Origin of the sequence: Streptomyces sp. NPDC005435 (genome assembly GCF_040703155.1) — a bacterium.
GTDB lineage: Bacteria > Actinomycetota > Actinomycetes > Streptomycetales > Streptomycetaceae > Streptomyces.
On record NZ_JBEXEQ010000004.1, the window covers coordinates 74,031 to 94,629 of the forward strand.

General features: G+C 74.8%; 17 protein-coding genes. 15 read left to right on the forward strand and 2 right to left on the reverse strand.

The window, feature by feature from the left end:
* The first annotated feature begins 195 nt into the window (after window positions 1-195).
* From AB0898_RS06725 to AB0898_RS06745, 5 genes are read left to right on the forward strand one after another with little or no spacing between them, the layout of a single operon-like run.
* Complete coding sequence (locus AB0898_RS06725; protein ID WP_366801925.1) at window positions 196-798, forward strand: RNA polymerase sigma factor; 603 nt, start codon at window positions 196-198, stop codon at window positions 796-798.
* On the forward strand, window positions 795-1,757 hold the full coding sequence (locus tag AB0898_RS06730; protein ID WP_366801735.1) for a zf-HC2 domain-containing protein: 963 nt from the start codon (window positions 795-797) through the stop codon (window positions 1,755-1,757). Before AB0898_RS06725 ends, AB0898_RS06730 begins: the two co-directional genes overlap by 4 nt.
* A gap of 48 nt (window positions 1,758-1,805) precedes the next feature.
* On the forward strand, window positions 1,806-2,609 hold the full coding sequence (locus AB0898_RS06735; protein ID WP_366801736.1) for an ABC transporter ATP-binding protein: 804 nt from the start codon (window positions 1,806-1,808) through the stop codon (window positions 2,607-2,609).
* Window positions 2,606-3,934, forward strand: coding sequence for a hypothetical protein (locus tag AB0898_RS06740; RefSeq protein ID WP_366801737.1), 1,329 nt, complete (start codon window positions 2,606-2,608; stop codon window positions 3,932-3,934). The genes AB0898_RS06735 and AB0898_RS06740 overlap by 4 nt, the downstream gene beginning before the upstream one ends.
* The gene (locus AB0898_RS06745; protein ID WP_366801738.1) at window positions 3,931-4,542 is read left to right on the forward strand and encodes a hypothetical protein; all 612 of its coding nucleotides are present in this window, start codon (window positions 3,931-3,933) and stop codon (window positions 4,540-4,542) included. The genes AB0898_RS06740 and AB0898_RS06745 overlap by 4 nt, the downstream gene beginning before the upstream one ends.
* A gap of 17 nt (window positions 4,543-4,559) precedes the next feature.
* On the opposite strand, the gene AB0898_RS06750 is transcribed toward AB0898_RS06745, so the two are convergent.
* A complete protein-coding gene (locus tag AB0898_RS06750; RefSeq protein ID WP_366801739.1) occupies window positions 4,560-4,853 on the reverse strand; it encodes a ferrous iron transport protein A in 294 nt (97 codons plus the stop codon).
* A gap of 145 nt (window positions 4,854-4,998) precedes the next feature.
* Entirely contained in the window at window positions 4,999-5,535 is a 537-nt protein-coding gene (locus AB0898_RS06755) for an HNH endonuclease (protein ID WP_018545075.1), read from the reverse strand.
* Window positions 5,536-5,827: 292 nt separating this feature from the next.
* Here AB0898_RS06755 and AB0898_RS06760 point away from each other — a divergent pair, with 292 nt between their 5' ends.
* From AB0898_RS06760 to AB0898_RS06805, 10 genes are all read left to right on the forward strand, one after another.
* A complete protein-coding gene (locus AB0898_RS06760; RefSeq protein ID WP_366801740.1) occupies window positions 5,828-6,946 on the forward strand; it encodes a mechanosensitive ion channel family protein in 1,119 nt (372 codons plus the stop codon).
* Window positions 6,947-7,071: 125 nt separating this feature from the next.
* The gene (locus AB0898_RS06765) at window positions 7,072-8,337 is read left to right on the forward strand and encodes a 6-phospho-beta-glucosidase (RefSeq protein ID WP_366801741.1); all 1,266 of its coding nucleotides are present in this window, start codon (window positions 7,072-7,074) and stop codon (window positions 8,335-8,337) included.
* A complete protein-coding gene (locus AB0898_RS06770) occupies window positions 8,328-9,308 on the forward strand; it encodes a BadF/BadG/BcrA/BcrD ATPase family protein (protein WP_366801742.1) in 981 nt (326 codons plus the stop codon). Before AB0898_RS06765 ends, AB0898_RS06770 begins: the two co-directional genes overlap by 10 nt.
* Window positions 9,309-9,508: 200 nt before the next feature.
* Entirely contained in the window at window positions 9,509-11,035 is a 1,527-nt protein-coding gene (locus AB0898_RS06775; RefSeq protein ID WP_407078295.1) for a hypothetical protein, read from the forward strand.
* Between the two features lie 14 nt (window positions 11,036-11,049).
* Window positions 11,050-12,102, forward strand: coding sequence for a glutamate ABC transporter substrate-binding protein (locus AB0898_RS06780; RefSeq protein ID WP_366801743.1), 1,053 nt, complete (start codon window positions 11,050-11,052; stop codon window positions 12,100-12,102).
* A 48-nt stretch (window positions 12,103-12,150) separates the two neighbouring features.
* Window positions 12,151-13,455 (forward strand): hypothetical protein, encoded by a 1,305-nt coding sequence (locus tag AB0898_RS06785; RefSeq protein ID WP_366801744.1) that lies wholly within the window; start codon window positions 12,151-12,153, stop codon window positions 13,453-13,455.
* Window positions 13,452-15,956 (forward strand): tetratricopeptide repeat protein, encoded by a 2,505-nt coding sequence (locus tag AB0898_RS06790; RefSeq protein ID WP_366801745.1) that lies wholly within the window; start codon window positions 13,452-13,454, stop codon window positions 15,954-15,956. The genes AB0898_RS06785 and AB0898_RS06790 overlap by 4 nt, the downstream gene beginning before the upstream one ends.
* Before the next feature lie 4 nt (window positions 15,957-15,960).
* The gene (locus AB0898_RS06795; protein ID WP_366801746.1) at window positions 15,961-17,271 is read left to right on the forward strand and encodes a protein phosphatase 2C domain-containing protein; all 1,311 of its coding nucleotides are present in this window, start codon (window positions 15,961-15,963) and stop codon (window positions 17,269-17,271) included.
* 140 nt (window positions 17,272-17,411) lie between these two features.
* On the forward strand, window positions 17,412-18,803 hold the full coding sequence (locus tag AB0898_RS06800) for a VWA domain-containing protein (RefSeq protein WP_366801747.1): 1,392 nt from the start codon (window positions 17,412-17,414) through the stop codon (window positions 18,801-18,803).
* Between the two features lie 42 nt (window positions 18,804-18,845).
* Window positions 18,846-20,426: an FHA domain-containing protein gene (locus AB0898_RS06805; protein ID WP_366801748.1), complete on the forward strand. Its 1,581-nt coding sequence runs from the start codon at window positions 18,846-18,848 to the stop codon at window positions 20,424-20,426.
* Window positions 20,427-20,599: the final 173 nt, after the last annotated feature.

A 20,599-nucleotide genomic window follows, 5' to 3' on the forward strand; every position in this document is an offset into this window, starting at 1 on the left:
GGGCCCCGGTACGGCACCGCGCCGGATTCGGTACGGGTTTGTGCCGGATTACCGCAGCCCTACCCCGTCCCGGCGGCGACACTCCCACCGCACTCCGGCGCGCGGGTGTACGGACGTTCCGCGCGCCGGGCCGGAACGGAGTGATCCATCGCCGCACCGGCCGTCGATAGAGGGGGTGTGAGACTGTTCCGCCCCATGGGGGGCCACCGGGAGAAGGGCGCCACGGACGACGCCGCACTGCTGCGGGCCGTCGCCGGAGGCGATCCGGCGGCGATGGCCGAGCTGTACGACCGGCACGCCGGCTGGCTGCACGCCCGTCTGTCGCGCCGCTGCGCCGACCCCGAGACCGTGCGGGAGGTCCTCCAGGACACCTTCGTCACCGTGTGGCGCTCGGCCGCCGGGCACCGGGGCCAGGAGACCGGCGGCTGGCTGTGGACCATCGCGGCGCGGCGGCTGGTGGACGCGCGGCGGGCGCAGGAGCGCGCCACGCGCCTCGCCGGACCCCCGCTGGAGGACGGTTCCGCGACGCCGTACACCGCCGCTGCCACGCCGTCCGCCGAGGACCGCGTGCTGGCAGGCCTGGAGTACGGCGATGTCGGCACCGCGCTCGACCGGATCTCCCCCGAGCTGCGCGAGGTGCTGCGGGCGACCGTCGTGGACGGGCTCAGCACCCGCGAGGCGGCCCGGCTGCTCGGCATACCCGAGGGCACCGTCAAGTCCCGCGCCCGGCGCGCCCGCGCCGAACTGCGGGACGCACTCGCCCAGTTGAACCCGTCCCCGCTGGGAGGCACGGCATGACGAAGCACCACGCGGCCGGCTGGCACATCACCGGCGCCCTCGCCGCCCGCTACGCCGACGGCACCCTTCCGGAGTCCGACGCCTGGTCCCTGGAGAAGCACGTGGAGCGCTGCGCGGGGTGCGCGGCACGGGTGTCGGGGGCGGTACGGGCGACGGCGGCGGGGGCGGTGCTGGGGGACGTACGGGCGGCGGTACTGGCAGCGGCACCGGCCTCAGCTCCAGCCCCAACTCCGGCTCCGACCCCGGCTCCCACCACCGCTCCCCTACGGGAGATCCCCACCGGGAAAACCCCGGGCCACCACCCCCTAAGGGCCCCCCGCTCCACCCGACTCCCCCGCCTCGCCCGCCTCCTCTGGGCCGCCGGCCCCGCCGTGCGCGGTGCCTGGCTGCCCGCCGTGCTCGGGGTGGCCGTCGGGGCGATGCTGCTCGGCCTCGGCGGCGGGTTCACGCAGGCCAGGGCGGTGCTGCTGGCCATCGCGCCGGTGCTGCCGGTGGCCGGGGTCGCGCTGTCCTACGGCCCGCACGCCGACCCGCTGTACGAGATCACCGCCGCCAGCCCGGCCGGCGGACTGCGCCTGGCCCTGACCCGTACCGCCGCCGTACTCGCCGTCAGCCTGCCGCTGCTGACCCTTACGGGTCTGCTGCTGCCCGCCTCCGGCGCCCCGGCGGCCGCCGCCTGGCTGCTGCCGGGACTCGCGCTGTCGCTGGCCACCCTGGCGCTCGCCTCCTTCACCGGCTGCCGTACGGCGGCCGGGATCACGGGGGGCGGCTGGCTGTGCGCCGTCCTCGCCCCCCTGCCCGGCGCCCCGGAGGCCGAGGTCGCCGACCGGCTGGCCGGGCAGGTCTCGCGCTGTCTGGACGGCGCGGCGACCCAGGGCGCGTGGGGTGCGGCGGCCGTCCTCGGCGCCGTCCTCCTCGCGGCCCGCCGCCCGGCGTACGACCGCCTGCCCCGCCGCTGAACCCGGCCACGCGGCAACCCCCCTCAACTCCCGACACCTGGAGCCCCGTTGTACGTCCCTTCCGAAACCCCGCCCGCCATCCGCGCGGCCGGACTGCGCGTGGAGCACCGCAAAACGGTCGCCCTCGACTCCGTCGACCTGGAGCTGGGCACCGGTGTGCACGGTCTGCTCGGTCCGAACGGCGCCGGCAAGACGTCGCTGATCCGGGTGCTCGCCACCGTCGCACGGCCCTCCGGCGGCCGCGTGGAGATGCTCGGCGAGGACAGCGCCGACCCGCGCGGCCGGACCGCGATCCGGCGCCGACTGGGTTATCTCCCGCAGGAGTTCGGCTACTACCCCGGCTTCACCGTGCGCGAGTTCGTGGCGTACGTGGCCTGGCTGAAGGAGATGCCCGCCGACCGCGTCCCCGAGGCGGTGGAGCGGGCGGTGGAGCGGGTCGGCCTCGCGGACCGGATGGACGCGAGGATCAAGACGCTGTCCGGCGGCATGATCCGCCGCGTCGGCATAGCCCAGGCCGTCGTCAACGACCCCGCCGTGCTGCTCCTGGACGAGCCGACCGCCGGTCTCGACCCCGAACAGCGGGTGGAGTTCCGCGAGTTGCTGCGCACGCTCGGCGCCTCCGCGACGGTGGTCGTCTCCACCCACCTGGTGGAGGACGTGGCCGCCGCCTGCACCGAGGTCACCCTCCTCGACCGGGGCCGGGTCGCCTACCGGGGCACGCCCCGGGAACTCACCCTGCTCGGCGAGACCTCGGACGGCCCCGGCGACCATCCGATCGAGCGGGGCTACACGGCCGCGCTCCGTACCCACCGCGCGCACGGCGCCCCGGCGGCGAAGGAGTCGGCGCGATGACCGTCACGACGACCAGACCCGCACCGCCGAAGGCCAAGGCGCCGCATCCGCTGCGCGCCGAGGCGATACGCGGCTTCGCCCCACTGGCGGGGCTCGCCGCACTGCTGACCCTCGTGTCCATGCTGGTCGCCGCTCCGGACAACTGGCAGGGCGCCTGGGCCGAGACCGCCCGGGTGCTGCACACCGCCCAGCTGATCACCCTGCCGATGGCCGCCGCGGCGGGCTGCTGGCAGGGCGGCCGGGAGCGGCGGCGCCGTACCGCGGAGCTGTGGGGGACGGCCGTACGGCCGCCGCTGACCCGGCTGCTGGCGGCGGCCCTGCCGTCGGCCGTCTGGGTGGTCCTCGGCTACCTCCTCGCCTTCGCCGCCGCCTCGCTCGCCACCTGGCCGTACTCCATGGGCGACCATCCCCACCTCGCCTCGCTGCCGGGCGACGCGACGGCCCTGGTGGCGGCCGTGCTGGTCGGTCACGTGGCCGGCCGGGCCGTCCCCACGGTCCTGGCGGCCCCCGTCGTCGCGATCGCGGGGTATGTGCTGCTGGGGGTGGCGGGCTCCCACGGCTCCGTGAGTTCCCTCAGCCCCGCCGCGTACATCTGGCCCACCCACGAGCCGGTGTGGTGGCAGCCGCTCGCGATGGCCGGCTGGACGCTGGGGCTGGCCGCCGCCCTGACGCTGGTGTACGCGGCACGGCGCCGGGTGACGGCCCTGCTGCCGCTGACCGCCGCCGCGGCCTGCGGCGCGCTGCTCCTGCACACCGGGAGCGGTCTGTGGCAGCCCGACCCGTACGCCGGGCGCCAGGCGTGCGACACCTCGGTGACCCCGGCGGTGTGCGTGAGCGCCCGGTACGGGCGGCTGCTTCCGCAGGTGAGCGACGCCCTGTCCGGCGTCACGGGCAAGCTGCGGGGCGTACGGAACCTTCCGGTGCGCTGGGAGGACCACGCGGGCGATCCGCACGCCGACGAGACGGAGTTGCCGATGATCACGCCGTTCGGCTCGTCGGTCGTACGGGGGCGGATGACCGAGCCGAAGCGCTACGCGTGGGAGGCGGTCTCGCTGATGCAGGGGCGCGACGACTGCCACAACCCGCCGGCGCGGGTGTCGCTCGCGGACGACGCCGTGTCGGCGTATCTGGCGCCGAGCCCGGAGCAGGACATCTTCGACCGGCTGGACGCCAAGAACGACGCCTCCCACCGCGCCGCTCTCCGCGCCCGCCTCGCCGCCCGGGCGAAGCTGGCCGGGATGGACGAGGAGCACCGCCGGGCGTGGCTGTCGGCGTACTTCGCCGCGCGGCACGACTGCGAGCTGAAGGGGGTGCCCGCCCTGTGAGCACCCACGGTTTCCGCCTCTACGCCCGCTCCCGCTCGCTCCCCGTGACCGTGGCGGCCCTCGTGGCGACGACGGTCTTCGCGGTCTGGGCGGCCGGTCTCATCGACGCCTACCTGGACCCCTACCGCCGGGTGCCGCTGGTGGCGCTGGCCCCGCTGCTGGCCTCCGCCGTGATCGGCACGAGCCTGCACACCCCGTCGGACGAACTGGACCGCACGGCCGTACGCCCCTGGTGGCCCCGGCGCCTGGTCTGGCTGGGCTCGCTGACGGCCCTGGCGGCCCTCCTGCTCACGGTGACGGTACTGGGCCACACCCAGACCTTCGGGCCGCCCGCCGTCATCCGCAACGTCCTGGGCTGTACGGGTCTCACCGCCCTGGCGGCGGTGTTCCTCGGCGCCCGCCTCAGCTGGCTCCCCGCCTTCGCCTACGTCTCCGCCGTCTACCTCGCCTCCTCGGGAGCCCGGGGCCGCGGGGTCGCGCTCTGGGCGTGGCCGGTCCAGCCGGGCCCCCAGCCGGCCGCCTGGGCGGCGGCGCTGACGGCCTTCGTGGCGGGCACGGTCCTGTACACGGTGTACGGCCCCCGCGCGGAGAGCCCCCGCACGGCGTGACCGGACCGCGCGGCGCCTCAGGCGGTGTCCTCGGCCACCAGATGGCGGCCCCAGACCTCGCCGCCCCGGTAGGGGCCGAGACCGTGGCTGTCGTACTGCGGCTCGTCGAACCGCACCACGTAGACGAGCTCGCCCTCGCGACCGCGGCCGTCGCGCACCGGGAAGGGCACCCGCGTCCCGGCTACCGTGCCGGAGAACTCCACCGGGTACGGGCCGTCCCAGTCGGGGTCCTTGATCACCCGCACCCGGGTACCGGGCGGCCAGCCGTCCTCCGGCCAGTCCGCCGGGACCGTCCCGCTGTTCTCCGTCATGGGCTCCCCTTCGTCCGTCTCCCGCCCACCGCGAGCGGCGCCCCTGTACTTGAGTCCCTCCGCCGCCCCAGCGCAACCGGATAACGGGGTCCCGCGGGTCACTCCCGTACCCCGCCCTCGCGCGGACGCGCAACGGCCCGGATCGTCAGGCGGAGATGCCGTCGATCCGGGCCAGGGCGTCGTCCGCGCCGTAGGGCTGCAAGTAGGGCAGCCAGCGCGGGTCTCTGTGGCCGGTGCCGATGATGCGCCAGGCCAGACCGGTGGGCGGGGCGGGTTTGTGGCGCAGGCGCCAGCCGAGTTCGACCAGGTGGCGGTCGGCCTTGACGTGGTTGCAGCGGCGGCAGGAGGCCACCACGTTGTCCCAGACGTGCTTGCCCCCGCGCGAGCGCGGGATGACGTGGTCGACGCTGGTCGCGACACCACCGCAGTACATGCACCGGCCGCCGTCCCGGGCGAACAGGGCCCGCCGGGTCAGGGGAACCGGGCCCCGGTAGGGCACCCGGACGAATCGCTTGAGCCGGACCACGCTGGGTGCGGGGACTGTGACGGTCGCGCTGTGCAGGAAGGCGCCGGATTCCTCCAGGGAGACGGCCTTGTTCTCCAGGACGAGGACGAGCGCGCGGCGGAGCGGTACGACGCCGAGCGGCTCGTACGACGCGTTGAGGACCAGGACATGCGGCACGGGTGCCTCCTTGGGCGTCGGCGGCGCGTGGCTCGCGCCGGGACGATCTGGAGCCAGTCTCCCCTCATGGCTGGTGGAAGCGCCACCATGTGCCGGTAACGGGCCGGGAGTGTTTTCGACCACACCCGAGGACCCCCGGACGATCATGGCTGGTTAAGGCCCAGGTGGGAGGGGGTGCTCCTGTACGAAACGGCGGAGGCGCGCACAATGCCCCGTTAGTGTGGTGGTTCTGTCCCCCCGGTGACCTTTTCGTGATCTCGGACGATCCGGCCGGGGCGGACCGCGCAGCACCATGGAGGTACCAGCCGTGTCCTTGCCCGTCGCCCTACTGGCCGCCGGAGCGTCCCCGTCTCCCTCGCCCTCGGGCTCGGACCCGGCCGTACCGTCGCTCCAGGACGCCCAGCAGAGCGCGACCAACGCCGCGAGCTGGGTGGAGCAGAACTGGTCGACCTGGCTCGCGATGGGCCTGCAAATCGTGCTGATCATCGTCATCGCCGTGGCGCTGCGCGCGGTCGTGCGGCGGGCGATCACCAAGCTGATCGAGCGGATGAACCGCACCGTGCAGGCGGTGGACCACACCGCGCTGGGCGGCCTCCTGGTCAACAACGAGCGCCGCCGTCAGCGCTCCGCCGCCATCGGCTCGGTGCTGCGCTCGGTCGCCAGCTTCGTGATCCTCGGCACGGCCGCCCTGATGGTGCTCTCCACCTTCAAGATCAACCTCGCCCCGCTGCTGGCCTCGGCCGGTGTCGCGGGCGTCGCGATCGGTTTCGGCGCCCGCAACCTGGTCACGGACTTCCTCTCCGGCGTCTTCATGATCCTGGAGGACCAGTACGGCGTCGGCGACACGATCGACGCGGGCGTGGCCATCGGCGAGGTCGTCGAGGTCGGCCTGCGCGTGACCAAGCTGCGCGGTGCCAACGGCGAGATCTGGTACGTCCGCAACGGCGAGGTCAAGCGCATCGGCAACCTCTCCCAGGGCTGGGCCACGGCCAACGTGGACGTCACCGTCCGCTCCGACGAGGACCTGGACAAGGTCAAGTCGGTCCTGGACGAGGTCGCCGAGAAGATGGCCAAGGAAGAGCCCTGGAACGAGCTGCTGTGGAGCCCGATCGAGGTCCTCGGCCTGGACAGCGTGCTGATCGACTCCATGGTGATCCGGATCTCCGCCAAGACCATGCCGGGCAAGTCGGTCAACGTGGAGCGCGAGCTGCGCTGGCGGATCAAGCGGGCCTTCGACCGGGCGAGCATCCCGATCGTGGGCGGCGCGACGGCCCTGGAGGACGCCGAGGCGGCCCCCGCCCCCGACCCGTCCGCCACGATGGCCGCCCCCTCGGCCTACGCGAGCCCGACCTCCCCGCAGTCCCTGGCGACCACCCCCATCGTCACGCCGAAGCCGACGACGTCGAAGTAGCCCCGAGCCCCCCAGCGCGCCCCCGGTCCCGTCCGACCGGGGGCGCGCTCCGTTGACGGCCCCACGCGCCACGGCCTACGTTCGCGCCGATCACCCCCGGCAACGGCAACGCGAGGGAGTCGCCCGTGAAGCTCACCGTGGTCGGCGGAGGCTCGACCTACACCCCCGAACTCGCCGACGGCCTCGCGCGGCTGCGCGACACGCTGCCCGTCGAGGAACTGGTCCTGGTCGACCCCGCCCCCGAGCGCCTGGAGCCGGTGGCGGCCGTCTCCCGCCGCATCCTCGCCCGCTACGGCCACCCCGCCCGCGTCACCGCCACCGCCGGCCTGGAAGCGGGGGCCGAGGGCGCCGACGCCGTCCTGCTCCAGCTGCGCGTCGGCGGCCAGGCGGCCCGGAACCAGGACGAGACCTGGCCGCTGGAGTGCGGCTGCGTCGGCCAGGAGACGACCGGCGCGGGCGGCCTCGCCAAGGCGCTGCGCACGGTCCCGGTGGTGCTGGACATCGCCGAACGGGTACGGCGGGTCAGCCCCGGCGCCTGGATCGTGGACTTCACCAACCCGGTCGGCATCGTCACCCGCGCCCTGCTGAAGGCGGGCCACCGCGCGGCCGGCCTGTGCAACGTGGCCATCGGACTCCAGCGCACATTCGCCGCGCTGCTCGGCACCGCGCCCGGCGAGGTCCACCTCGGCCACGTGGGCCTGAACCACCTCACCTGGGAGACCGCCGTCCGCCTCGGCGGCCCCGAGGGCCCCGACATACTCCCCCGGCTGCTGGCCGAACACGGGGAAGCCGTCGCCGCCCACCTCCGGCTCCCCCGCGCCCTCCTCGACCGCCTGGGCGTCGTCCCGTCGTACTACCTGCGCTACTACTACGCGCACGACGAGGTCGTGGACGAGCTGCGCGCCAAGCCCTCCCGCGCGGCCGAGGTCGCCGCCATGGAGCGCGAGCTGCTGGCGATGTACGCCGACCCGGCACTGGACGAGAAACCCGCACTGCTCGCGAAGCGGGGCGGCGCCTACTACTCCGAGGCGGCGGTGGACCTCACGGCCGCCCTGCTCACCGGCGGCGGCAGCCCGTACCAGGTGGTCAACACGCCGAACGCGGGCACGCTGCCCTTCCTCCCCGACGACGCGGTGATCGAGGTCCCGGCGGCGGTGGGCCCGAAGGGGGCGGTGCCGCTGCCGGTCCCGGAGGTCGACCCGCTGTTCGCGGGGCTGATGGCGAGCGTGACGGCGTACGAGGACCTGGCCCTGGAGGCGGCCCTGCGCGGCGGACGGGAGCGGGTGTTCCGGGCGCTGCTCGCGCACCCGCTGGTCGGCCAGTACGCGTACGCCGACACCCTCACCGACCGCCTCCTCGCCCACAACCGGGAGCACCTGCCATGGGCGTGACCGGCACCGCGCTCGCCGTGGACGCGGGCAACAGCAAGACGGACGTGGCCGTGCTCACGGCGGAGGGCGAGGTGCTGGCCACGGCACGCGGCGGCGGCTTCCGGCCCCCGGCCGTGGGCCTGGAGCGGGCCCTCGACGCCCTGGCCGAACCGGTCGAACGGGCCCTGGCGGAGGCGGGCCTCACGACCGTCTCCCATGTCTCGGCCTGCCTCGCCAACGCCGATCTCCCGGTGGAGGAGGCCGAGTTGGCGGCCGCGCTGGGCACCCGCGCCTGGAGCCCCTCCGTCACCGTCCGCAACGACACCTTCGCCGTCCTGCGCGCCGGGGTCGCCGAGCCCCGGGGCGTGGCGGTGGTGTGCGGGGCGGGTATCAACTGCGTGGGGATGCGCCCCGACGGCCGCACCGCCCGCTTCCCGGCCCTCGGCCGGCTCTCCGGCGACTGGGGCGGCGGCTGGGGCCTGGCGGAGGAGGCGCTGTGGCACGCGGCCCGCGCCGAGGACGGCCGGGGCGGACCGACCGAGCTGTCCCGCACGCTCCCGGCGCACTTCGGCCTGGACTCGATGTACGCCCTGATCGAGGCCCTGCACCGGGGACACCTCCCTTCGGCGCGACGGTACGAGCTGACGCCGGTCCTCTTCGAGACGGCCGCCCGGGGTGACGCGGTGGCCCGCTCGCTGGTCGAGCGGCTCGCGGAGGAGGTCGCGGTGCTGGCCACGGTCGCGCTGACCCGCCTGGACCTCCTCGGGGAGCCCACGCCGGTCGTGCTCGGCGGCAGCGTCCTGACGGCCGGTCACACGCTCCTGGACGACGCCGTACGCGACCACCTCAACTCCCGCGCCCCGCAAGCCGGTCCACGCCCGATCCGCGCCGCCCCGATCCTGGGCGCGGCCCTGCTCGCCCTGGATCACCTGGAGGCGCCCCCGCAGGCCGGGGAACGCGCCCGCGCGCACTGGGAGTCGGACCGCGCCTGAGCCCAACACCACGACGAACCAGCCCTGTTCACCACCCTGGAGGGAACCGATCAGGATTGACCGGGCGTGTTCCTGGACAGTTCGTGCTCCTGGGCGGTCCGTGACATGCCGTCGTCCGGGCGAGATGCGGCGAACGCTGGTGCGGAAGTCGGTGCGGGCGGTGATACTGGGCGGCGAACGATGACCATGGGGGAGGTCGGGTGACACAACCGCCGAGGAGCAGCACACCGCCGACGGCAGGCTCCGCCGTGCCCGCGCAGCCCGCCGTGCCCGCACAGGCCGTCGCGGCCGCGCAGCCCGGCGCGCTCACGCAACCCGCCATGGCCGTCCCACCCGCCGCTCCATCCGTCGTCCCGACCCAGACCGGCCGCGCCCCGGGCGCCCGTCCCGCCGCCGTACCCGAACCCGCCGCCCGCCGTACCGCGTTCGCCGAGGGCGCCGAGCGGCTGCGGTCCGCCGCGACCACCGAGCCGGGGCGGCTGCGGGTCATCGGGGCCGTACTCGCCCTGCTGGTCGTGGCGTTCGGCGCGGTCACCGCGTGGCAGAGCGGGGAGCGCGCGGCCGCCGCCGACGACGTGCTGCACGGCAGCCAGCCGCTCAGCTCCGGGGCCGCCTCGGTCTACCGCTCCCTCGCGGACGCCAACACCACGGTCTCCAGCGGTTTTCTGGCGGGCGGGCAGGAGACGCCGGAGACCCGGGACCGGTACGAGAAGGACATCAGCCGGGCCGCCGCCGGTCTGGTCAAGGCCGCCGGCAACTCCGAGCCGGACTCCCCCGCGGCGACGGCCATCGCCAAGCTGAACCGGCTGCTGCCCGAGTACAAGGGCCTGATCGAGCGCGCCCGGGTCTACAACCGGCAGGGCTATCCGGTCGGCGGCGCCTATCTGCGCTACGCCAACGAGAAGATGCAGCAGGACATGCTGCCGGCCGCCGAGGACCTGTACACCAAGGAGAACCAGCGGCTGGCCGCCGACTACGGCGACGCGACCCCGTACCCGTGGGCGGCCATCGCCCTCGGCGTCCTCGCGCTCGGCGCGCTCGCCTGGGCGCAGCACCGCGAGTACCGGCGCACCAACCGCGTCCTGAACCAGGGCCTGGTCGCCGCCACCGCCGCCACCACGGTGGTGCTGCTGTGGCTGCTCGTCGGCCACACCGTCGCCCGCGCCGGTCTGAACGGCTCCTACAAGCACGGCGTGCGCTCCCTGAACGTCCTGCACAGCGCCCAGATCGCCGCCCTGAAGGCGCGCGGCAACGAGAACCTGGGCCTGGTGGCGCGCGGCGCCGAGACGACCGAGGTCGACGGCACGGTGTACGACACGTACTACTACGGCTTCGACCAGGAGCTGGCCAAGCTGGGCGGCAGCCTGAAGCGGGCCGGCTCCCTCGCCGACGACCCGGCGGGCGCGCGGCCGGTCGCGGCGGCCACCCGGAACATGACGGAGTGGAAGAAGCGGCACGCCGACGCCCACGACGAGGACGACCGGGGCGACTACCAGCAGGCGCTGGCCATGGTGATCGGCGCCAAGGGCACCACCGGCGAGTGTTTCGACGGCGTGGACGAGAACCTCGGCCGCGCCATCGGCCACGAGCAGACGGAGTTCGAGCGCGCGGCCGGGGACGGCCGCGACGCGATGACCGGGCTGCCCGCGGGCGCCGCCGCCCTCGGTGTGCTCGGCGCGGCCGGTGCGGTGCTCGGCATCGGGCGCAGGCTTTCGGAGTACAGGTGACAGGGGGCCGGAACATGGACGCGGCAGGAGGAGGCGCCCGGCCACGCGGCTGGGGCGGGGCCGGCACCCGGCTGCGCGGCTGGGGCGGGGTCGGCGCGATGGCGGTGCTGTGTGCCTTCGCCCTCGCCTTCGTGCTGCTGCTCCCGCGCACCCAGGCGCAGCCGGAGCCCGGCCCGGTGACGTCGGTGGGCCCGGTGGCGGAGGGCAGCCAGGCGCGCGCCTCCGACTGCGTGGACGCGAAGGCGCAGGACCGGTCGCTGCCGCCGTCGAAGGCGAGCGGGAAGACCATCGACGCGATACGGGCCCGTCCCGGCAAGCGCAAGCTGGTCGTCGGCGTGGACCAGAACAGCTACCGCTGGGGCTACCGCAATCCGAACAACCCGGGCGCGGAGCTGGAGGGCTTCGACATCGACCTGGTGCACCGGATCGCCGAGGACATCGTGGGCGACCCGGACGCCGTGCAGTTCAAGGCGATCCCGACCAGCCGGCGCATCGCGGCGCTCCAGGAGGGCCGGGTGGACATGGTGGTGCGCACGATGACGATCAGCTGCGAGCGGCTGAAGGACGTCGCGTTCTCCGCGCCGTACTTCAGGACTGGGCAGCAGGTGCTGGCCCCCAAGTCCTCGCCGGTGAAGGGGTATCGGGACCTCGCGGGCCGGCGGGTGTGCACGGCGGCGGGCTCGACCGCGCGCAAGAAGCTGGAGCAGGACGTGAAGTCGGGGGCGGTGAAGGCGGTCGTCGCCGAGGCCGTACCCAACCAGCTGGACTGCCTGGTCCGGCTCCAACTCGGCGAGGCGGACGCGGTGATCACCGACGGCGCGCTCGCCGCGAGCCAGGCCGCCCAGGACCCGACGCTCGAACTCAAGGGCCCCGCCTTCACGACCGAGTACTACGGCGTGGCCATGAACAAGGACGCGGGGGACCTGGTGGGCCGCGTCAACCGCGTGCTCGCGGACTACCGTTCCGACGGCTGGCAGGCGTCGTACGACAAGTGGCTGTCGGCGACACTGGGCGAGGACGCGAAGCCGTACCGCCCGCCCACGCCGGAGTACCGGGGTGAGAGCTGAGCGGACCGGGCAGGAAGACAGCGCCGACTGGACAGCGAGAGGTGATCGATGGGCGTCACGGACCCCGCCGGGCCGGTGATGGACCGGGACGAGGTGGACCGTGCGCTGGCGCGGCTCGGCCAGGAGCACGAGGCGATCGAGACCTCGCTGCTCGCGCTCCAGGACCACGCGGGCCGCAGACTCCTGGAGGGCGCCGAGCTGACCGGTGTCACCAAGGAGCGCTGGACGGCCGCGGAGGAGGCCATCAGCGTGCTGTGGGCCTGCTTCGACGCGTACACGGCCGCGCTGCGCCGGGCCCGCGAGATCCGCTCCCGGCGCCGTTGGTCCAGCCGTGAGGACCTGGTGGAGCTGACCGGGCTGCTGCGCGGCGACGCGGTGACCCTGGCGGGCTCCGCGCTCCCGGCCGGCAGCGGCAGGCTCAGCGAGAGCTACACGCTGTCCGCGCTGGTCGGCCGGATGAACGAGCTGTACGCGTCCTCCCTGGACGTGGTGGTCGCCGCCGACGCGGTGTGGTCGGCGCTGCCCGCCCGCATAGATTTACTCGCCGCCGAACTCCACCGCACCCGCTCGCTCGCCCACTCCGTCGGGGTGCGCCCCGGTGAACACCCGGCCGGTGACGACCTGGAGGGCATCACGGCCACGCTGACCGCGCTGCGCGCCCGGGTGATCAGCGACCCGCTCGCCTACTGGACGCCCGCGCAGGGGAGTTCGGCGCCCGGCGGCGGCCGCCCGGACACCACGGTCTACGACCGCGAGGCACGCGCCCTTGAGGACGTGCGCCGGGAGATCGACGCGGTGCTGACCGTCCGCCAGGACGCCGAGGAGCGGCTGATCCGGCTGCGGGACATACTGCTGCGCGCCGACCGCACGCTGGCCGAGGCGCGCACCGCGCGCGGCGAGGTCCTGGCGAAGATCGCGGCGACCGAGGTACCGGTGGTGAGCGGCCCGCCGACCGTGCTCCAGGAGCAGCTGGCGACGGCGGCGGAGTACCGCAGGCAGGCCCGCTGGCACCGGCTCTCCCCGCTCCTGGAGTCCCTGGAGCAGCGGGCGGAGGACGAACTGCTGCGCGCCCGCGAGTCGTTGACCGCCGTGACCGCGCCGCTCGCGGTCCGCGCCGAGCTGCGCGGCCGGCTCGACGCCTACCGCGCGAAGGTCGCCCGGCACGGTCTGGCCGAGGACCCGCTGCTGATCGAGCGGTACGACGCGGCCCGCCGCATGCTGTGGAGCGCGCCCTGCGATCTGCGCGTGGCCGAGCAGGCGGTGCTGCGCTACCAGCACATGGCGGCCGAACTGCTCACCGCGCCGAAGGTGCCGGAGCACGGGCCCACGGACGGACAGGGGGACGAGCGGTGAGCGAGGAACGGCACGCGTGCCAGCGCCCGGACTGCGCGGGCACGTACGAGGACGTGGGCGGCGGGGAGCTGTACTGCGACACCTGCGGTCTGGCACCCGTGGTCGCCCCGGCGGTGACGCCGGCGGTGACCCCCATGGTGACGCCCGTGGTGGCCCCGGCGGCGGTCCCGGTGACGGGTTCCGCCGCGACCCGGGAGGCCACCGGCCCTGCGGAGAGCGGCAGTTCGCGCAGCGCCCGCACCTCCTCGCAGTCCTCCCGCTCGCACCGCTCGGTGTCGGGGCGGCTCTCCCGCGCCTCCTCGGGCCGCGCCACCGGGCGTTCGGTGTCGGTGCGCAGTTCGGGCGCGTCCTCGGGCCCGTCCGGGCGGGGACGGCTCGGCGCCGGTCTCGTCGCGGTGCCGCAGGTGCCCAGGCCCGACCCACGCGCGATGGTGCTGGAGAACCCGCAGGTGCCCGAGCGCAAGCGGTACTGCTCCCGCTCGGACTGCGGGGCGCCGGTCGGCAGGGCGCGCGGGGAGCGTCCGGGCCGCACGGAGGGTTTCTGCACCAAGTGCGGCCACCCGTACTCCTTCGTGCCGAAGCTGCGCGGCGGGGACATCGTGCACGGGCAGTACGAGGTGGCGGGCTGTCTCGCGCACGGCGGGCTCGGCTGGATCTACCTCGCCGTCGACCGGGCCGTCTCCGACCGCTGGGTGGTGCTCAAGGGCCTCCTCGACACCGGCGACCAGGACGCGATGGAGGCGGCGATCTCCGAGCGCCGGTTCCTCGCGGAGATCGAGCACGCCGGCATCGTGCGCATCTACAACTTCGTCGAGCACCTGGACCAGCGCACCGGCTCCCTGGACGGCTACATCGTCATGGAGTACGTCGGCGGCAAGTCCCTGAAGGAGATCGCCAACGCCCGCCGCACGCCCGAGGGGCGCCGCGACCCGCTCCCGGTGGAGCAGGCGTGCGCGTACGGCATCGAGGCCCTGGAGGCGCTCGGCCATCTGCACAGCCGCAACCTGCTGTACTGCGACTTCAAGGTCGACAACGCCATCCAGACCGAGGACCAGCTCAAGCTGATCGACATGGGCGCGGTGCGCCGGATCGACGACGAGGAGTCCGCGATCTACGGCACGGTGGGCTATCAGGCCCCCGAGGTCGCGGACGTCGGCCCCTCCCCGGCCAGCGACCTGTACACGGTGGGCCGCACCCTGGCCGTCCTCACCTTCGACTTCCAGGGCTACACGACCGTCTACGCCGACTCGCTGCCCGACCCCGACACCATCGAGGTGTTCCGGCGCTACGAGTCCTTCTACCGCTTCCTGGTCCGCGCGACCGACCCCGACCCGGCCCGCCGGTTCGCCTCCGCTCAGGAGATGGCCGAGCAGCTCACCGGGGTGCTGCGCGAGGTGGTCGCGCTCCAGACCGGGCAGCCCCGGCCCGCCCTGTCGACCCTGTTCGGGCCCGAAGTGCGGGTCACGGACACCGAGTTGTTCCCGGTGCTGGACGGCGAGGTGTCCCGCCTCGGCACGCGCGGCCCGGACCGTACGTCCTCGGCTCCGCCCCCGGCACTGGTCAGGGCGGTGGACACGGCCGCCGCCGCGCTCGCGCTGCCGGTCCCGCTGGTCGACCCGAACGACCCGGACGCCGGGTTCCTCGCGGGCCTGACCGCCACCGCCCCGGGCGAACTCCTCGCCGCCCTGGACGCGGCCCCCGCGCAGACCGTGGAGACCCGACTGCGACGCGTCCGGGCCCGGCTCGAACTCGGCGACTCCGAGGCCGCGTTGACCACCCTGGCCCGCCTGGAGGCGGAGCGCCCTGACGACTGGCGGGTGGTCTGGTACCGGGGTGTGACCGCGCTTGCCACCGGCGACCTCGCGCACGCCGCCCTCGCCTTCGACGCGGTCTACGACGCCTTCCCCGGCGAACCCGCGCCCAAGCTGGCGCTCGGCCTGTGCGCGGAGGTGCTGGGCCAGCTGGACAACGCCGCCGAGTACTACCGGCTGGTGTGGGCGACCGACCCGGGCTTCGTCAGCGCCGCGTTCGGACTCGCCCGGGTGCGGCTCGCCGCCGGGGACCGCACCGGCGCGGTGGACACCCTGGAGTCGGTGCCGGAGTCGTCCATCCACTACACCGCCGCCCGGGTCGCGGCCGTACGGGCCCGGCTCAGACAGCGCACGGCGAGCCCGGGTGACGTACCGTTCCTGGACGATCTGACCGCCGCGGCGGGCCAGATCGAGGCGCTGGACGCGTACGGCCTGGACCCGGCGCGGCGCGAGCGGTTGTCGGCGGAAGTCCTCGGCTGCGCCCTGGACTGGATACTCTCCCAGGGCAGGGGCGCCGGTTCGCCCGCCCCGGGCGGACGGGTGCTGCTCGGCAGCGGTCTGGACGAACGGGGTCTCCGGTTCGGTCTGGAACGCGCGTACCGCACGCTGGCCCGGCTGGCGCCCGGCGGCGAGGAGAGGATCGAACTGGTGGAACGGGCCAACCGTTACCGCCCCCGGACGTGGGTGTAGGCGAATGTCACAGATGCCCCAGCAGGCCGCACTGCCGAAGTGCCCGAGCTGCGCGGAGCCGCTCGAACCCGGCGACCTCTTCTGCGGTGCCTGCGGTTACGACCTCTCCCAGGTGCCGCCCGGGGACGAGCCGACGCTCGCCATGGCGGGCGCCGCCGGCGTGGACTGGCCCGACCCCGAGCCGCCGGGACCGGACAGCGCCGAGCCGAGGACGCACCGCGCCACCGACGTGCCCGGCACCGACTCCGGCGGCGCGCCGCTGCCGGGGCCCGAGGCGGCCTCCGGGGGCGTACGCCTGGACCGGCCCAGCGAGCCGGAGGAGTACGCGCTCCAGGCGCCGGACCCGCGCGGCGAGCGCTCTTCCGGTCCGGCCGAGCCCTCTTCCGGTCCGGCCGAGCCCGCGCCGGTCTGCGTGGCCTGCCGGGCCGGCCGGGTGGACGGCGACGGCTACTGCGAGAACTGCGGCCACGCCCAGCCCCGCGAACGCGACCACATGGAACGGGAGTCGGGCCCGCTGGCCGCCGTCAGCGACCGGGGTCTGCGCCACCACCGCAACGAGGACGCCTTCGCCGTCGCGCACACCGCGCTGCCCGACGGCGCGCCCGCCTCCGTCGCCGTCGTCTGCGACGGCGTCTCCTCCGCGACCCGCCCCGACGAGGCCTCCATGGCCGCCTCGCGCGCGGCCGGCGACAGCCTGCTCGCGGCCCTGCCGCGCGGCACGCATCCGCAGCAGGCCATGCACGAGGCGATCGTCACCGCCGCGCAGGCCGTGGACGCGCTCGCCGGGGAGCCCGACGAGGCCCGCGAGCACACCCCGCACCAGAACGCCCCGGCCTGCACCATCGTCGCCTCGGTCGTCACCTCCGGGCTGCTGGTCGTCGGCTGGGTCGGCGACAGCCGCGCCTACTGGGTGCCCGACGACCGCACCGCCGCCCCGGCCCGCCTCACCGAGGACGACTCCTGGGCCGCGCAGATGGTCGCGGCCGGACTGATGAACGAGGCCGAGGCCTACGCCGACGAGCGCGCCCACGCGATCACCGGCTGGCTCGGCGCCGACGCCTACGAACTGGAGCCGCACACCGCGTCGTTCAAGCCCGACCGGGCCGGCGTGGTGATCGTCTGCACCGACGGCCTGTGGAACTACGCCGAGACGGCCGAGGAGCTGGCCCGCATCGTGCCGCCGGACGCGGCGGAGCGTCCGCTGCACGCCGCGCGGGTGCTCGTCGGGCACGCGCTGGACGGCGGCGGGCACGACAACGTAACAGTGGCCGTCGTACCGTTCCCCGCGCCCGCTCCGGGGGCAGGATCGGCCTGAGGCCGTTCGCGCGCGGCGACCACCGCGCGCCGTGGGGCGGCCGCGCACGGGGAAGCAGCCGCAAGACCGGAGGGGACCGGGATCGCGGCCCACGCACCGCCCCGCCTCGGCGGGGTGCTTCTTGGGGGATGTGAAGCAGCATGGCCAATTTCGCGAAACCGGCGGGGCCGGCGTTCTCGGTGGAGGTCTACCAGAACGAGTTCCTGCCGGAGGACGGCCGCGAGGTCCACGCCGTCGTGACGGTGACGGCGACGGGCGGCGGCACGGTGTCCGGGACGACTGGGGTCGCCGGGGCGGCCGGGGTGGCCGGGGTTGCCGGGGCGGCCGGGCCGGCGTCGGGAGCCGGTACGGGCCGGGGCCCCTCGGCCGCCGTCGTGCTCATGGTGGACTGCTCCGGCTCCATGGACTACCCGCCCGCCAAACTGCGCAACGCCCGCGACGCCACGGCCGCCGCCCTGGACGCCCTGCGCGACGGCACCCGTTTCGCGGTGATCGACGGCACGCACGTCGCCCGCGAGGCCTACCCGGGCGGTGGGCGCCTCGCGGTGGCCGACGCCACCACCCGCGAGCAGGCCAAGCGGGCGCTGCGCCGTCTCACGGCAGGCGGCGGTACGGCCATCGGGTCCTGGCTGCGCCTGGCCGACCGGCTGCTCGCCTCGGCGGACGTGGAGATCCGGCACGGCGTCCTGCTCACCGACGGGCGCAACGAGCACGAGGCGCCCGAGGCGCTGCGGGCCACTCTGGAGGCGTGCGCCGGACGCTTCACCTGCGACGCCCGCGGGGTGGGCACCGACTGGGAAGTGAAAGAAGTCACAGCCATCGCCTCGGCCCTGCTCGGCAGCGCCGACATCGTGGCCGATCCGGCCCATCTGGCCGGTGACTTCACCGCGATGATGGAGAAGACGATGGGCAAGGAGGTCGCCGACGTCGCCCTGCGGGTGTGGACCCCGGCCGGCGCCGTCGTCTCGTACCTCAAGCAAGTGGCCCCCTCGGTGGAGGAGTTGACCGGCCGCCGCACGGAGGCCGGCCCGCGCGCCGGGGACTATCCGACCGGCTCCTGGGGCGACGAGTCCCGCGACTACCACCTGTGCGTGACGGTCCCGGCGGCCGGACTCGGCCACGAGATGCTGGCCGCGCGGGTATCCCTGGTGGTCCCCCAACCTGGGGGCACGGCACAGAACCTGGGCGCGCAGGGGCTCGTACGGGCCGTGTGGACCGACGACTTGACCGCCTCCACCGCCATCAATCCCCAAGTCGCCCACTACACGGGTCAGGCCGAACTGGCGCAGGTCATCCAGCAGGGGATAGACCTCCGCAAAGCGGGCGATATGGACGGAGCAACGGCCAAACTGGGGCGTGCGGTTCAGCTCGCGCGGGTGTCGGGGAACGCGGATACTGCGAAACTGCTTGCGAAGGTGGTGGACGTGGTGGACGCCTCGACAGGTACTGTGCGGTTGAAAGCGAAGGTCACCGAGGCCGACGAGATGACCCTCGAAACGCGGTCCACCAAGACCGTCCGCGTGAAGAAGTGACCCTGCAGAAACAAGTGCCTCAGGAGAAGGGGTAGCACCGACATGCCGACCTGCCCGAACGGACACCAGTCGGGTGCCGACGACTGGTGCGAGGTGTGCGGTCACCGCATGGCCGGTGCCGTACCCCCGCCCCCGCCGCCGTCCTCCGGCGGCTACGGCTTCCCGCCGCCGCGCGCCGAGGGCCGCGGCCCCGCGCCGTCCGGAAACCCGGAGCTGTGCCCGCAGTGCCGTACGCCCCGCGAGGGCGGCGCGCCGTTCTGCGAGGAGTGCCGGTGGAACTTCCTCACCAACACGGCCACCTCGTACACCCCGGCGTCCCCGCCCGGCGCGGGCCGTCAGCAGCCCCGCTTCCAGCCGCCGAGCGCCTCCTACGGCGGCGGTGACGGCTACGAGTACCAGGGCTCCCGCCCCTCCCAGGTCAACCGCCCGGCCGAGCCGATACCCCCCTTCGACAACGAGCCCTCGGGCCCGACCCCGTTCGGCGCCGCGCGCGGCGGCGGCCCGGCGACGCCTCCGCAGACGGCGGGGGGTCCGTCGGGGTTCGGCGGCGGCCGTCCGGGCGGGCCGCCGCAGGGGTTCGGCGGGGGCCAGGGCGGACCCGGCGCTCCTGCCGGTGGTCCTGGCGGCCAGGGACGCCCGTCGATGTTCGAACGGGAGCGGCCGGGCCAGGGTGGCCAGGGCGGCGGCCCTTCGCCGTTCGGCGGCGGCCGTGAGCAGGGTGGCCCCGGCGGCCCCGGCGGCCAGGGCGGACCGGGTGGACCGGGTGGACCGGGTGGACCTGCCGGCCAGCCGCCGTTCGGCCGCGAGCCCTCGGGCCCGGGCGGCCAGGGCGGTCCCGGTGGCCCGGGTGGCCCGGGTGGCCCCTCCGGCTTCGACCGGGGGCAGCCCGGCACGCAGGCCGGCGGAGCCCAGCCCCCCTACGGCCGCGACCCCTCCGGCTTCCCCGGCACCCCCGGTGCCCCCGGTGTCCCCGGCCAGGCGCCCTCCGCGTTCGGCGGCGCCCCGTCCCGGCAGACCCCGCCGCCCCCGGGCGGCTACGGCTACCCGCAGGAAGGCGGCGGCCGCCCGAACAACGGCGGCCCGTCCTTCGGCGGCGCCGCCGACGACTGGGTAATCTCCCCGCCGTCGTCGTCCCCGGCGCCGAACGGCCCGTCCGGCGGCTACGGCTACCCGCAGCAGGGTTCGCAGCAGCCCCCCTCGGGCTACCAGCAGGGCCCGGCCACGTGGACGGCGACCATCGGCCCGGACCGCGAGTACTTCATGGCGATGATGCAGCGCTCCGGCCCGGAGGCGGCAGGCCTCAACCTCCCCGCCTACTCCCCCGAGCAGCAGCGCCCCCTCACCGGCAACCAGCTCACCATCGGCCGCCGCCGCCACTCCACCGGCGACACCCCCGACATCGACCTCTCGGTCCCCCCGGAGGACCCCGGCGTCTCCCACCAGCACGCGGTCCTGGTCCAACAGCCGGACGGCACCTGGGCGGTAGTCGACCAGAACTCCACCAACGGCACCACGGTCAACGGCGGCGACGAACCCATCCAGCCCTTCGTCCCGGTCCCCCTCCAGGACGGCGACCGCGTCCACGTGGGCGCGTGGACAACGATCACGATCCGCCGAGGCTGAACCGGCACGCGACCAAAGGGGCCCCGGAGAAATCCGGGGCCCCTTCGCACATCAACGGTGATCAGCTGCGGGCGAGGAACGCGTCAGGCACGTACCCACCGCTCAGGCACACTCCAGCGTCCAGGCGCCGAAGCTGCCGGACACATACGTACCCTCGTCCCCCAGACCGACCC